We start from the raw sequence: 12,688 nt of genomic DNA on the forward strand, positions 1-12,688 counted from the left end.
TTATTTCTGATTATAGATTTCTAAAACTTTCGCCTTCACTTCCTCCGTATCAAAGGGCAAGCCTTGCACCTTGTTGAACCCAATGGCCGGAAGGAGATATTTGGCACGAATGAGTTGAAGTAGTTGCCCCGTATTTATTTCCGGAATTAATACTTTATCAAAGCCGTGGAGTAACTCGCCCAGATTTTTTGGAAAGGGATTCAGATGTCGAAGTTGGATATGGGACAAGTCCTTATAGCCTTCGGCATGCAGCTCATTCATCACGGTTTTGATGGTGCCATAGGTGGATCCCCAACCTAATACACACAACTTTCCTTTTTCCGGTCCGCTATCTGTTTTTTGGAGTGGAATGTCGTCGGCAATCTTCTCCACCTTTTCCGCACGTAGTTTTACCATCAACTCGTGGTTCTTTGAATCGTAAGAAACATTACCGGTTTCATTTTGTTTTTCCAGTCCGCCGATGCGATGTTCTAATCCTTTGGTTCCGGGCTTCACCCAAGGACGAACGCCGCGATTATCTCTCTTATAAGGAAGAAACTTTCCATTCGGATTATTGTTCTCAGTCAAGAATTTTACGTGAATGGGTTTTAATTTATCTTCTGTTGGAAACCTCCAAGGCTCCGAACCATTAGCGATATAGCCATCACTCAGTAAAATAACCGGAACCATGTGTTCCACCGAAATTCTCACTGCTTCATACGCCGCATCAAAGCAATCAGACGGTGTAGCCGCCGCAATCACCGGAAGAGGAGCTTCGCCATGTCGCCCATACATCGCCATCAATAAATCGGCCTGTTCGGTTTTTGTGGGCAGACCGGTGGAAGGCCCTCCGCGTTGAACATCACAAATCAATAAGGGTATTTCCAAAATCATCGCCAGACTTATAGCCTCTGACTTCAGAGCCACGCCGGGACCGGAAGTAGTAGTTACTCCTAGTGAACCGGCGTAAGCCGCACCAATAGCAGAACATATCGCTGCAATTTCATCTTCTGCCTGAAAAGTTTTTACACCGTTGGCTTTATACTTTGCCAACTCATGCAAAATGTCAGACGCCGGAGTAATAGGATAGGAGCCTAGAAAAATCTCCAAGCCTGATTTCTCTCCCGCGGCAATAATACCGATGGCCAAAGCCTGATTACCTGAAATGTTCCGGTAGGTACCTACCGGAAGTTTGGCAGCAGTGGTGCGATAGCGAGTTCTAAAAATTTCTGTATTGTCTCCAAAGTTCCAGCCACTATTCAAAGCGGTTAGGTTTGCCTCCAGAATTTCCGGCTTCTTGGCAAATTTTTCCTGTAGGTTTTTGATGGTGTATTCCATGCTCTTATCGAACATCCAAAACAGCACACCCAACACAAACATATTTTTGCTACGCTCTATTTCCTTCACACCCAGTGGCGAATCTTTCAGCGCTTCTTTGGTATGCTTCGTAACATCAATTTTATACAGGTCATAATTCTCCAACGTGCCATCCTCTAATGGGCTTGGTGCACCTTCGGGATAACCCGCTAGTTTCAAATTCTTAGAATCGAAACCGGCGGTGTTTACAATAATAATACCACCGGTCTTCAACCGAGGCAAATCATTCTTTAAGGCTGCCGAATTCATAGCGACTAAAACATCATACTGGTCGCCGGGCGTAAAAATTTCTTTACTTCCAAAATGAACCTGAAAGCCGGATACACCAGCCAGCGTTCCAGCCGGTGCACGAATTTCTGCAGGAAATTCGGGAAAGGTTGAGAGGTCTTGTCCAAGCAAGGCTGCAGTATCTGTAAACTGCATTCCAGTCAATTGCATTCCATCGCCCGAATCGCCTGAAAAGCGAATGACAATACTTTCCATCACCTTGACTTCTGTGCTGCGTGATGGTTTAGGTTCCAAAGTTGTATCCATTAGTTTTAATCTGTTATCAATAATTAGAAGGCTCTTAAGCGGTATGTAGTCTTGACTTTCTCGCCAGCAATACATCTTCGGTTTCCTGATGATCTAAATCGGGCAGACAACAATCAACCGGGCAAACCGAAGCACATTGAGGTTCATCATGGAATCCCTTGCACTCGGTACACTTATCAGTGACGATATAGAAATAATCATCCGAGATGGGTGTATGAACAGCACCCGGTTCTGTAGTGCTTCCATCCAATAATGTATAAGTGCTACTCACACTCGTTTTATCCGAAATCTTCCAACTATCGCCATTCGCATAAATAGCTCCGTTCGGACACTCTGGTTCGCAAGCGCCGCAGTTAATACATACATCTGTGATTTTGATTGCCATAATAATTTGTTTTTGTTTTGTTTTTTGAATTTATAATACCGGTATCGAAATAAGTACTTTACATTGAATAGTTCAAATGATAATTGCAAATTTGCTAATAAAAAATGACCATTTGCTATAATTCATCACTGCTATTCACGATTATTGTTTTAATTATCCAAAGGTCAAAAATATAAAATGGGCTCGGCTTCTCTCATCCTTTTAATTATTTGTGGAATTGCTTTTGCCGGTGGCGGACTTCTGGTTTCAAAGTTGCTTGCAAAAACATCGCATAATCCTCAGAAGGGAGAGGCGTATGAATGTGGGGTGCCTACACAGGGGCGCACGTGGAATCAAATGAATGTGGGCTATTATCTCTTTGCCTTGCTCTTTCTAATATTCGATGTAGAGTTGGTATTTTTATATCCTTGGGCCGTGGTAGTGAAGCAAGTAGGATTAGTGGCACTTTTTGAAATTGTCATTTTCCTCTTTATTCTTTTTGTTGGTTTTCTCTATGCTCATAAAAAAGGAGCGCTCAAATGGATGTAAAAGCATATCCGCAACAACCTTTCCCCGGAAACGTGGTAGAATCACCCGGTGGAGGGGTTTTGGTTTCTTCTATTGAAGATGTACTCAATTGGGCTCGTTCCAATTCTTTATGGCCATTGGTTTTTGGAACCAGTTGTTGTGCCATTGAAATGATGAGTGCGGCTTCCGCCAAATATGACTGGAGCCGGTTTGGATTTGAAGTAGCTAGAGCCACCCCCCGGCAAGCCGATGTGATTATCATTGCAGGAACAATTGTGAATAAAATGGCACCGGTGCTTAAAAGACTTTATGACCAAATGCCTGAACCGCGCTATGTAGTAGCAATGGGTGCTTGTGCCACGTCGGGTGGCCCCTTCTTTTATAATACTTACAGTGTAGTGAAAGGTGCTGACCACGTTATTCCGGTGGATGTGTACATAGCTGGCTGTCCCCCGCGCCCGGAAGCATTGATTCACGCGCTGATTACCCTACAAGAAAAAATCAAAGCGGGAGGAAAGCGTGAAAAAATAACGATTGAAGATTTCAATAAGAAAAAGTCGGCGTGACAAAAGAAGAACTTAAAGCAACAATTACTGAAATCCTCCCAACCGCTACCTTTGATGAAGCGGGGGAATGGCTGAATGTTTTGATTGACTCCAGAGAATGGCTTCCGCTGGCCTGGCAGTTGCGCTCGCACCATCCATTGCATTTTGACTATTTGTTTTGTGTCACGGCGGTAGATTGGAAATCCTATCTCAGTATGGTATATCATTTGCGTTCTACTAAACTAGAACACATCATCGTGGTGAAAACGAAAATCGTAGACCGCAACCATCCGGAAATAGAAACCGTTTCACAAATCTGGCGAACAGCAGAGTTTCATGAGCGCGAAGCCTACGATTTGTTCGGCATCAAATTTCTACATCATCCCGATTTACGAAGATTGTTACTTTCCGATGATTGGGAAGGGTGGCCGCTTAGAAAAGATTATGTGGACGAGGTAAACATGATTAAATTATAGGGTATGACTCAGCACATTGTACAGATATGTTACCATTTTCCGAAATAAAATCTTACGAAAAAATTGGGTATTATCCTACAAGATATAGAGTAATACTTAGGGCAGGCTCTATGGCAAATATTGATAAATTCTTCTTTGAAAATTACAATGAAAAGGAAGCTATATTGGTAAATGCAAGTAGTGAAGTTTGGATTTTAAAGTCAAAATATTTTTATTTTGACGATTTCAATCCGACAGATGTTAGTCCAGTCAAATTTAGAGAAGTACCAGAAATTCCAAATACGATAGAAGTAACTCTAACAAACGGAGTCATAGCTTATGTGAGAGCAGATAGAGCACATTTAGTCGGGAAAATGAAGTTTTTTGTTGAAAGGAATAAACATGAGCTATGGCTGTCGAAAGTTAATCCATATCAATATGAATTATCTTTAAAGCATTTCGAGGTAATCAAGGCAAAAAAGAGTCTAAAGAAATTTAATTGCTACGAAGTCACTTTGAAAGATGGTAGACGGGCGTTCATACATAAAAACTTTTCTCATAATTATGATCAAAAGAAAGCGATTCTTCAATACTCAAATGATGGGGACCTTTGGATAAGTGATGAAGTATTTAGTGGTCCCGCAAAAATGTTTAGAGAAATGTTTAAATCTTTTAAGCCTAAGAAATAGCTTCAATGCAATATGAAGAAATAGCCACCACCACCGAAGGCGACCTGATTATTAATATAGGTCCGCAACATCCGTCCACACACGGAGTGCTGCACCTCATCGTCACCCTGAACGGCGAAACGATTAAAAAAGTAGAGCCTCATCTTGGATATATTCATCGCAGCATTGAGAAGATGTGCGAAAGTCTTTCCTATCGGCAGTTTATCTATTCAACCAGCCGGATGGATTATTTGTCTTCCCACATCAATAATCAAGGCTGTGCTTTATGCGTTGAAAAGGGAATTCAGGTCGAGTTGCCGGAGCGGGCTATAGTCATACGTATTCTTATGGCGGAGCTTACCCGAATCGCTTCTCACTGCCTGTGGTGGGGGGCCTTGGGCATGGACGTGGGAGCCCTCACTCCTTTCTTTCATGCTTTCCGCGAGCGCGAAATGATTAACGACATCATGGAAGAAACCTGTGGCGCACGGCTGACGATGAACTATATCATTCCCGGAGGAGTAATGTTCGACCTGCATCCAAATTTTCAAAAGAAAGTAAAGGAGTTTTTAGTGGAGTTTAAATCCAAACTGCCGGAGTATGATGAATTGGTAACGGACAATATCATTTTTCAGGGGCGGATGAAAGGTGTTGGAAGAATTTCTGCGGAAGACGCCATCTCTTATGGTTGCAGCGGACCGGTACTTCGTGCGGCTGGCGTGAAAAGTGATATCCGGAAAATGGCTCCTTATGACGGATATGAAAAATTGCAGTTTGAAGAAATCCTTGAACCCGGTGGTGACTGCTTCGCCCGTTATATGGTTCGCATGGGCGAGCTACGCCAGTCTATTTCGCTTGTAGAGCAATTAATTGATAACATTCCCGAAGGAGATTTTCAGGCAAAGACAAAAGCAGTATTGAAATTACCGAAAGGCGAATTCTATTCTCGCGTGGAAACTGCGCGTGGAGAATTCGGTGTGTATATTATAAGTGAGGGAGGATTAACTCCCTACAGAATTAAATTCCGCTCACCAGGCTATTCCAATCTCTCCGCCTTAGACCACATGGCACGCGGCTCAAAGATTGGCGACCTCGTGGCGATTATGGGAACGTTAGATTTAGTGATACCGGATATTGATAGATAAATGATTTCTCTCGAAAATATCGCCCTCTTTATTCACGAAGTCCTCTCCACTTCGCTACCTCCGCTATTAGCATGGCTGATTGAAATGGTGATGATTGGCATTGGTGTCATTTCCCTATTCGCCTTCCTAGGTCTGGTTCTCGTTTTCATGGAAAGAAAAGTCTCAGCCTATATGCAGATTCGTTTAGGGCCTAACCGGGTGGGTTATAAAGGGCTAGCACAAACAGCAGCCGATACTTTGAAGCTCGTTATCAAAGAAGGACTGGTGCCGGACGGTGCCGATAAATTTCTTTTCAACCTCGCGCCCTTTATAGTGCTGATTGTTGCTATGCTGATTATGGCACCCATTGCTTTTACGAAGGGTATACAAATGTGGGATATCAACATCGGCGTGCTTTATGTTTCTGCGGTTTCGTCTATTTCAGTCATTGGAATTTTGATGGCGGGCTGGGCCAGCAATAATAAATACTCCCTGTTGGGTGCTATGCGAAGCGGCGCACAAGTTGTCAGCTATGAACTTTCCGCCGGTCTATCCATTCTCTCCATTGTCGTCTTTACCGGTAGCCTATCTATCAATGATATTATTGCTTCTCAGGAAAACGGGTGGTGGATATTTAAAGGACATATACCGGTATTCATTGCTTTCGTGATATTCATTATCGCTGTTACTGCCGAAACTAACCGGGCACCATTTGACTTAGCTGAAGCAGAATCTGAACTCACGGCAGGATTTCATACCGAATATTCCGGCATGCGTTTTGCACTTTTTTTTCTAGCTGAATACGCCAACATTTTTGTGGTATGTGCTATTGGTGCCACGCTATTTCTCGGTGGATGGATGCCTTTTCATATTGGTCCGTGGACATCCTTCAATCATATTATGGATTTCATCCCCGGTATCGTGTGGTTTTTCGGCAAGGTGTTCTTCCTCATTTTTCTTATTATGTGGTTTCGGTGGACCTTCCCCCGCCTACGTATTGATCAATTGCTGAATTTGGAATGGAAGTACCTGCTTCCCATCGGACTTTTCAATCTGCTCCTCGCCACTATTGTGGCAATCATGGACTGGCATTTTTAATAGAAACATCGGCTGGAGGGAAAAGACAAGTTCTTTCAACCTTCTTGTGTCCAACTGTAGAGCTATCCAATCCTTGACAACGAAAGATTGGTAGCTATTAGCCCAAGACACGGGCTTACCCTTTGATATATTGCCTTTTTTGAACAATACGAGGCGCTTATTCTCCCTTGTTGACCCGCTTATTCTCCCTTAAAGAAGTTAAGTCAGATGGATTTTGCATCTGAAATCGCAGCCTAAATATTTTTTAACAAATCTTTATCTCGCTTTGCCGCAGGCTTTTAGACTACTTTATTGAAAATATATAGTACTATGCCTTGCACAGTACATGATAATAACCATATCTTTGCATTGTCAAATAACTTGTATAACCATAACAAACCGAAAAGATATGAAAAACAAAATCTCGACCATCGCGATTATTACAACCTATTTTCTGCTCATGGGAACTCTTGGAATCATTGCTTCTGTTCCAAATCAAGTATCTAAAGCATCAAAGGAGCATGTTCGTCGCGAAATTATTCGCAACATATCTATTCCTCGGATGATGAGTGAGGGAACAGACATTACGGAAGTCAAGGCAGTGGTCAATGTAGATGAATCAGGGCGGGTCCGGGTAGAGGATGTACAATCATCGAATCAGGAGTTAAAAAACTATATGTTAAACCAATTGCAAGATATCAGTATTAAAAATGTGGCTAATTCCGAAAGAATTATTCTGATCGTCCGTTTTATAGCGTCCTAAACTTAGCAACTTGAAAGACTTCACAATGGATCTGGAGGACGAAAAGCACGAAATACATTTTCAGGCAGCACTTAAAATCAAGTAACATGAATATTGAAAACAATAAGGCACAGATGCGCAAAGGGGTTTTGGAATTCTGCATTCTGGCCATTCTCTCAGAAGGGGAACATTACCCCACCGAAATGATCGAGCGGATGAAAGAATCAAAATTGCTCATTGTGGAAGGGACTTTGTATCCCTTGCTGACACGACTAAAAAATGATGGGCTGCTCTCCTATCGTTGGGAGGAATCTACTTCCGGCCCACCAAGGAAATACTTTTCCTTGACCGAAGAGGGTAAAACGTTTCTGAAAGAGCTGACCGAAAGTTGGAACGAGTTGACCGCCTCTGTAAACAATATCATTCACCTAACCACAAAAACGAATTAAGATGAGAAAGACATTGAATATCAATCTCGCAGGCATGGCCTTTATCATGGATGAAAATGCTTACGAATTACTGCACGGCTATCTCGACGCACTGAAACAAAAATTCAACGACGAAGCAGAGCGAAAAGAAATTCTAAACGACATTGAAGCGCGCATCGCCGAAATGCTGGGCCAGAATTTGGCCAAGCGCAAAGAGGTAGTGAGTCAAGAAGAAGTACAGTTAATCATAGATGCAATGGGCAAGCCGGAGGATATTGCCGGAGAAGAACCTACAGCCGAAGAAACAGAAAAAACGACTGGTGCTACAGTAGCCAAGTCCGACCCGGTGAAAAAGAAATTATTCCGTGATCCAGATGAAGCAAAAATAGGAGGATTGATTTCAGGGCTCTGCCACTACTTTGGTATCAACGATCCAGTTTGGATCCGCATAGCGGCCATCATTCTGATTTTTGTAACCTATGGGAATATTATTTGGCTCTATCTGCTCTTGCTGATTATCGTACCCAAAGCAAACACAGCCGCCGAAAAATTACAGATGAAAGGAGAGCCGATTAATATCACCAGTATTCAAAAAGAAGTGAAGGAAGCTGCCAGTAGGGCAAGCAGTTCGGTAGAACACTTTGTGAGGGAAGAAAATTTCTTTGAGAAACTGTGGGATATTTTCACTCAAATTCTTAAAGTAGCTTTCAAATTAGCAGCTATTGTAGCAGTTGTGTTTGCCATGATTGCTCTAGTGGCTGTCAGCATTGGCTTTGGGACTTTTTATCTACTGGGAACTTCCTCACTGGCAGATGCTTCCAGACTAATAGTGGACAACACCTCCACTATCTCTCTGTTCAGTTTTGGCTTCTTGCTTTTTTGTGCTACTCCGATTATTGCAGTGATTTATCTCAGCCTGAAAATAATATTAGGGCATCGTTCACCAGCGCGTCCTCTGAAATGGATTTTACTGGCATCATGGGTCACCGGTTTGGTGTTGCTCCTGATATCCGGTTATAAAACCGTCATAAGTTTTAGAAGTGAAGCCAACAGAAAGGAGCAGTTAGCCTTAATCCAACCAGCTCAAGGCACGTTGGCGGTTCAATTGACCGATGGCACTGGAAATAGCTTGGATGAAAATGAAAGCATACTAGAAGATTTCCATATTGATATGGATGGGGTTTATATCAACGGAACTAACCTGCGCGACCTGTTAGAAGTTCCTATTGGCAAACCTCATATTGAATTGATGCCCGCAGTAGGAGATTCATTTTATATTCAGGAAATTACGGTGGCACGAGGAAGGGACAGACGAGATGCTGAGCAAAATGCTGCATCGGTCATTTATAAATTCAGCCAAACGGATACTACGCTGAACCTTAATCCTAGATTATACATCAGTAAAAACAGAAAATTCCGAGCGCAGAAAATGAAAATTAGATTGGCTATTCCCGAAGGGAAAAAGGTGCAATTTGCCGATAACATAGACTACTGGCAAGCCGTTGTAAAAGATGACCCTCGTTTCAACGACACACAATTTGCTAATACAGTTTGGACGGTGGAAGGAGGAAAGGTGAAATGTCTGGAGGGAGAAAACCATTCGAGCAATAAAGGTGAAGATTCGGATGAGGACACCAATATTCATAGTTCCAAGGCGCAGAAACGGTCTGCAGAAAAGAAAGATAAGAACGGAGATTTTTAAATGCCCGTATCGAACAAACGATTCTTTGAAAGTGATTGCCTTTTGTATCTCATTCTAACATCTATCAGATGAAAACCAAATCATTCCTTCTAATTCTTCTTTCGCTGATTGGCTTGGCAATGCTCACTACTTTGGCTGGCTGCGGTCGCAGAGGAAACGGGCGTGTGGTAACCGAAGAGCGCAAAGTCACTCCTTTTACTAAACTTTCTATCTCTGGCGTATTTCCTATTGAGATTTCACAAACTGGTGAACCGGAGTCTGTAAAAGTGGAGGCCGATGAAAATCTTCAGAACTATATTGATGTCCGCAACGAAGGTGAATGACTATATATCGAAACCAATCAGGATGCGCCTATTCGGGGTAAGCCAAAAATGAAAGTGTACATCAACATCCGGAAAATAACTGAGTTGGAAAATCAGTCAATCGGAAGTTTGAAGACGGAAGGTGCTTTGAAATTAGATAGCCTAGAATTGTCCTCAGATGCCGTAGGTAAATTGAATTTGAATGTTGAAGCAGATTATCTGAGAGCCAACCTGAACTCTGTGGGAAGCACCACCTTGAAAGGGAAGGTTCGCGAAGCGCGCATCAATAACAAGAGTGTTGGAATGTTGTCCGCCTTTGATCTAAAAGTAGCGACACTCATGATTCACAACACGGCTGTCGGTATGGCTGAAGTTTATGCAGACAGTGCCTTTTATATTCGCTCCTCCGCTATTGGGATGTTGTATTATAAAGGACCGGGCGAGGTGAAAGAGCTGAAAAGTGAAGGAAAAGGAAAAGTAGAAAAGAAGTAAGTCAATCAGAATATTTTATCACAAAAATTAGAGCTATGCAAGTCATCTCCATCAACAACCATTATGCCTCCGGTATGAGACGTTTAGGGGCGTTCCTTATTGACCGGATCGTTATTTCCATCAGTTTAACTATCCTGTTTCGTGTTTTTTTGGGATGGGCATTTACCTACCCATTTGAAGGTAATTGGGATTTCTTTTGGTCGGATGGATGTATGTGGTCTTGGATAACCTGGCACAATCTGCTTCGTGAAGGGATCAACATCGTTTACTATTCGCTGATGGAATCTTCTAAATATCAGGGGACTTTGGGTAAAATTGTCTTGGGAATTCGAGTCACTGGCCTCAACAATGAGCGAGTATCTCTTAGCACCGCTTTACTCCGCAACTTGTCTAAAATACTTTCTGGCCTGATTCTGGGTATCGGCTATCTGATGATAATATTCGATAGTCGCAAACAGGGATTGCATGATAAAATTGCAGACACCCTGATTGTGAGGCAATAGCCAACAAAACAGCCCTTTCTGAGTAGTGATTCCCTCGCTGGCCAAGCGGAAGGGGTCTGCTTGTTACATACAAATAGCAAGAGTATGAATCTGCTTCATTTTTGAAACTGATGAAATCTTATTGCCGTATACGTAAGGACAAAACACACAAAAATGAAAAAGATCTTACCTCATTCAATTACCGTATGTCTGATTTTGTTTTCGTCTTATGCCTTTTCAGGCGGCCCAGACAGTAACAACTCAACATCCAGCTTTAAATCTACAGATGAGGAGGTTTCTTTAGATATAGAAAGAGGCAGGGGTGAGGTATTAATGCACCTCTTAATAAGAGATATGAATCAGTACCACCATATCGTTATAGAAAGAAGTGCAGAAACCCTTAATTATTTCGGTAAATGCAAATACATTTCCTGTGCAGATCAGCAAACCAAAGATGGCTATATGCTTCAAGCGGATCGCTTTCCTTTTTCTCCTGCCAAAGACGTTTACTATCGGGTTAAAACAGTGAGTAATGACGGAGTGGAAAGAGCCTATCCACCGGTACTGCTTGCTGCCGCAAAATAGAAATTCAAAGATTTTTGATTAACCAAAACGAGTCGCCATGGTGCGGCTCTTTTTTTGTTTTAGAATCTCTACGTTTTCAGCCCTTCGACGATGGTGGTCATTCCGGCGCGGCGAGAAGGAAACCAAGAAGCTAAAAGACTAACGGTCACAATAATAAGGAGAATGATAAAGGGGTCCGCCCATTTCAACTGGACAGGATAATAATCAATCACAAAACTCGACCATGCTAGGTTGCCGAGTTTGAGAAAATGAAAATGCATTTGCAACAGACAAAAAATATAGCCCAGAGCCAGTCCGCTGAAAGCACCGAGTAAGGAGGACAGTAGTCCATGAGATAAATAAATATTTCGGATAAGCGATTTTCCGCTGCCCAAGGCACGCAGTACCGATATGTCTTTTGCTTTTTCTATTACCAGCATGGAGAGCGAGCCTATGATGTTGAAGGAAATAATCAGGATTATAAAACCGAGAATAGCGGTTGTTACCCAGCGTTCAATCAGCATAACCCGATAGGTTTCAGCGTGCTGCTCATAGCGGCTTTTTACAATAAATCGTTCGCCAAGTAGAGAAGATAATTTTGATTTCATTTCGCCGAGGTTAGCTCCCGGAGCTGTTTTTATTTCATACGCCGAAACGGCATGTTCTTCGTTCAATAGTTCCCGAGCCTGATTCAGGCTAACGAAAACATACCTCGAATCAAACTCCTGTTGAATAGCAAATACCCCAACCGGTACGGACATGATTGTATTAAATGCATCGCTGGGGTTGAATGCACTTCGCACACCCTTACGCGGAACGGTAATTCGCAAAGGTTCCGCAGAACGCTGAACATTTACATTCAGCAATTGACCCAAGGTAGCTCCAATAACCGAATAGGCTCGGGAGGAATCATTAGGCAGAAAAGATCCGTCGCGGATACATTGATGAACAGAGGCAACCTCCTTATAATGTTCATCTACTCCTTTTAATGTCCCTAATTGGGACTGTGGTCCGTATTCCAGATAGGCATTCTCTTCCAACACACGCGATAACGAGATCACTCCATCCGTTCGGAGAATCTTTGTCATCTGCACGGAATCTTCCTCAAATGTTTTTCCCTGAATAGCGGTGATTTCAATATCGGGATAGAAAGAATTATAGAGCGACAACACCAAGCCCTCAAATCCGTTGAAAACCGACAGGACCACAATCAAAGCAAATGCCCCCACCCCCATACCCAGCATACTGATGGAGGAAATGATATTGATAGCGTTGGTTGATTTTTTTGAAAAGAGGTAACGAAAAGCAATGCGCAGCGCGAGCAT

At 42.6% G+C, this 12,688-nt stretch carries 16 protein-coding genes; 13 read left to right on the top strand and 3 right to left on the bottom strand.

Going from position 1 to position 12,688, the window contains the following annotated elements; translation table 11 throughout:
* Together IPP77_07560 and IPP77_07565 are read right to left on the bottom strand one after the other, a co-directional pair.
* Positions 1 to 1,890, bottom strand: coding sequence for a 2-oxoacid:acceptor oxidoreductase subunit alpha (locus IPP77_07560; GenBank protein MBL0309520.1), 1,890 nt, complete (start codon positions 1,888 to 1,890; stop codon positions 1 to 3).
* 34 nt (positions 1,891 to 1,924) lie between these two features.
* The gene (locus IPP77_07565; protein MBL0309521.1) at positions 1,925 to 2,275 is read right to left on the bottom strand and encodes a 4Fe-4S dicluster domain-containing protein; all 351 of its coding nucleotides are present in this window, start codon (positions 2,273 to 2,275) and stop codon (positions 1,925 to 1,927) included.
* A 177-nt stretch (positions 2,276 to 2,452) separates the two neighbouring features.
* Between IPP77_07565 and IPP77_07570 the strand changes: the two genes are divergently transcribed.
* From IPP77_07570 to IPP77_07630, 13 genes are all read left to right on the top strand, one after another.
* Positions 2,453 to 2,803, top strand: a complete 351-nt coding sequence (locus tag IPP77_07570; protein ID MBL0309522.1) for an NADH-quinone oxidoreductase subunit A — start codon at positions 2,453 to 2,455, stop codon at positions 2,801 to 2,803.
* Entirely contained in the window at positions 2,794 to 3,348 is a 555-nt protein-coding gene (gene nuoB, locus IPP77_07575) for an NADH-quinone oxidoreductase subunit NuoB (GenBank protein ID MBL0309523.1), read from the top strand. Before IPP77_07570 ends, nuoB begins: the two co-directional genes overlap by 10 nt.
* Positions 3,345 to 3,803 carry an NADH-quinone oxidoreductase subunit C gene (locus tag IPP77_07580; protein MBL0309524.1) on the top strand — a complete coding sequence of 153 codons (459 nt, stop codon included), beginning with the start codon at positions 3,345 to 3,347 and terminating at the stop codon, positions 3,801 to 3,803. Before nuoB ends, IPP77_07580 begins: the two co-directional genes overlap by 4 nt.
* A 110-nt stretch (positions 3,804 to 3,913) precedes the next feature.
* Complete coding sequence (locus tag IPP77_07585; protein ID MBL0309525.1) at positions 3,914 to 4,471, top strand: hypothetical protein; 558 nt, start codon at positions 3,914 to 3,916, stop codon at positions 4,469 to 4,471.
* Positions 4,472 to 4,476: 5 nt separating this feature from the next.
* Entirely contained in the window at positions 4,477 to 5,595 is a 1,119-nt protein-coding gene (locus tag IPP77_07590) for an NADH-quinone oxidoreductase subunit D (protein ID MBL0309526.1), read from the top strand.
* The gene (gene nuoH / locus IPP77_07595) at positions 5,596 to 6,672 is read left to right on the top strand and encodes an NADH-quinone oxidoreductase subunit NuoH (protein ID MBL0309527.1); all 1,077 of its coding nucleotides are present in this window, start codon (positions 5,596 to 5,598) and stop codon (positions 6,670 to 6,672) included.
* A gap of 388 nt (positions 6,673 to 7,060) precedes the next feature.
* On the top strand, positions 7,061 to 7,414 hold the full coding sequence (locus IPP77_07600; protein ID MBL0309528.1) for a hypothetical protein: 354 nt from the start codon (positions 7,061 to 7,063) through the stop codon (positions 7,412 to 7,414).
* Between the two features lie 86 nt (positions 7,415 to 7,500).
* Positions 7,501 to 7,842, top strand: a complete 342-nt coding sequence (locus tag IPP77_07605; protein ID MBL0309529.1) for a PadR family transcriptional regulator — start codon at positions 7,501 to 7,503, stop codon at positions 7,840 to 7,842.
* Position 7,843: 1 nt separating this feature from the next.
* On the top strand, positions 7,844 to 9,523 hold the full coding sequence (locus IPP77_07610; GenBank protein ID MBL0309530.1) for a PspC domain-containing protein: 1,680 nt from the start codon (positions 7,844 to 7,846) through the stop codon (positions 9,521 to 9,523).
* 68 nt (positions 9,524 to 9,591) lie between these two features.
* A complete protein-coding gene (locus tag IPP77_07615) occupies positions 9,592 to 9,846 on the top strand; it encodes a hypothetical protein (protein ID MBL0309531.1) in 255 nt (84 codons plus the stop codon).
* 48 nt (positions 9,847 to 9,894) lie between these two features.
* Positions 9,895 to 10,317 (top strand): DUF2807 domain-containing protein, encoded by a 423-nt coding sequence (locus tag IPP77_07620; GenBank protein MBL0309532.1) that lies wholly within the window; start codon positions 9,895 to 9,897, stop codon positions 10,315 to 10,317.
* Between the two features lie 35 nt (positions 10,318 to 10,352).
* On the top strand, positions 10,353 to 10,820 hold the full coding sequence (locus IPP77_07625; GenBank protein MBL0309533.1) for an RDD family protein: 468 nt from the start codon (positions 10,353 to 10,355) through the stop codon (positions 10,818 to 10,820).
* Positions 10,821 to 10,973: 153 nt separating this feature from the next.
* The gene (locus tag IPP77_07630) at positions 10,974 to 11,384 is read left to right on the top strand and encodes a hypothetical protein (GenBank protein ID MBL0309534.1); all 411 of its coding nucleotides are present in this window, start codon (positions 10,974 to 10,976) and stop codon (positions 11,382 to 11,384) included.
* A 68-nt stretch (positions 11,385 to 11,452) separates the two neighbouring features.
* On the opposite strand, the gene IPP77_07635 is transcribed toward IPP77_07630, so the two are convergent.
* Positions 11,453 to 12,688, bottom strand: coding sequence for an ABC transporter permease (locus tag IPP77_07635; GenBank protein ID MBL0309535.1), 1,236 nt, complete (start codon positions 12,686 to 12,688; stop codon positions 11,453 to 11,455).

It is taken from the genome of Bacteroidota bacterium (genome assembly GCA_016722375.1).
Taxonomy (GTDB): domain Bacteria; phylum Bacteroidota; class Bacteroidia; order Chitinophagales; family LD1; genus Bog-950.

Bases quoted from the DNA above. Each gene is read 5' to 3' on its own strand.
- IPP77_07560 (MBL0309520.1), bottom strand. From the start codon at position 1,890: ATGGATACAACTTTGGAACCTAAACCATCACGCAGCACAGAAGTCAAG.
- IPP77_07565 (MBL0309521.1), bottom strand. From the start codon at position 2,275: ATGGCAATCAAAATCACAGATGTATGTATTAACTGCGGCGCTTGCGAA.
- IPP77_07570 (MBL0309522.1), top strand. From the start codon at position 2,453: ATGGGCTCGGCTTCTCTCATCCTTTTAATTATTTGTGGAATTGCTTTT.
- nuoB (MBL0309523.1), top strand. From the start codon at position 2,794: ATGGATGTAAAAGCATATCCGCAACAACCTTTCCCCGGAAACGTGGTA.
- IPP77_07585 (MBL0309525.1), top strand. From the start codon at position 3,914: ATGGCAAATATTGATAAATTCTTCTTTGAAAATTACAATGAAAAGGAA.
- IPP77_07590 (MBL0309526.1), top strand. From the start codon at position 4,477: ATGCAATATGAAGAAATAGCCACCACCACCGAAGGCGACCTGATTATT.
- nuoH (MBL0309527.1), top strand. From the start codon at position 5,596: ATGATTTCTCTCGAAAATATCGCCCTCTTTATTCACGAAGTCCTCTCC.
- IPP77_07600 (MBL0309528.1), top strand. From the start codon at position 7,061: ATGAAAAACAAAATCTCGACCATCGCGATTATTACAACCTATTTTCTG.
- IPP77_07605 (MBL0309529.1), top strand. From the start codon at position 7,501: ATGAATATTGAAAACAATAAGGCACAGATGCGCAAAGGGGTTTTGGAA.
- IPP77_07610 (MBL0309530.1), top strand. From the start codon at position 7,844: ATGAGAAAGACATTGAATATCAATCTCGCAGGCATGGCCTTTATCATG.
- IPP77_07615 (MBL0309531.1), top strand. From the start codon at position 9,592: ATGAAAACCAAATCATTCCTTCTAATTCTTCTTTCGCTGATTGGCTTG.
- IPP77_07620 (MBL0309532.1), top strand. From the start codon at position 9,895: ATGAAAGTGTACATCAACATCCGGAAAATAACTGAGTTGGAAAATCAG.
- IPP77_07625 (MBL0309533.1), top strand. From the start codon at position 10,353: ATGCAAGTCATCTCCATCAACAACCATTATGCCTCCGGTATGAGACGT.
- IPP77_07630 (MBL0309534.1), top strand. From the start codon at position 10,974: ATGAAAAAGATCTTACCTCATTCAATTACCGTATGTCTGATTTTGTTT.
- IPP77_07635 (MBL0309535.1), bottom strand. From the start codon at position 12,688: ATGCTCGCGCTGCGCATTGCTTTTCGTTACCTCTTTTCAAAAAAATCA.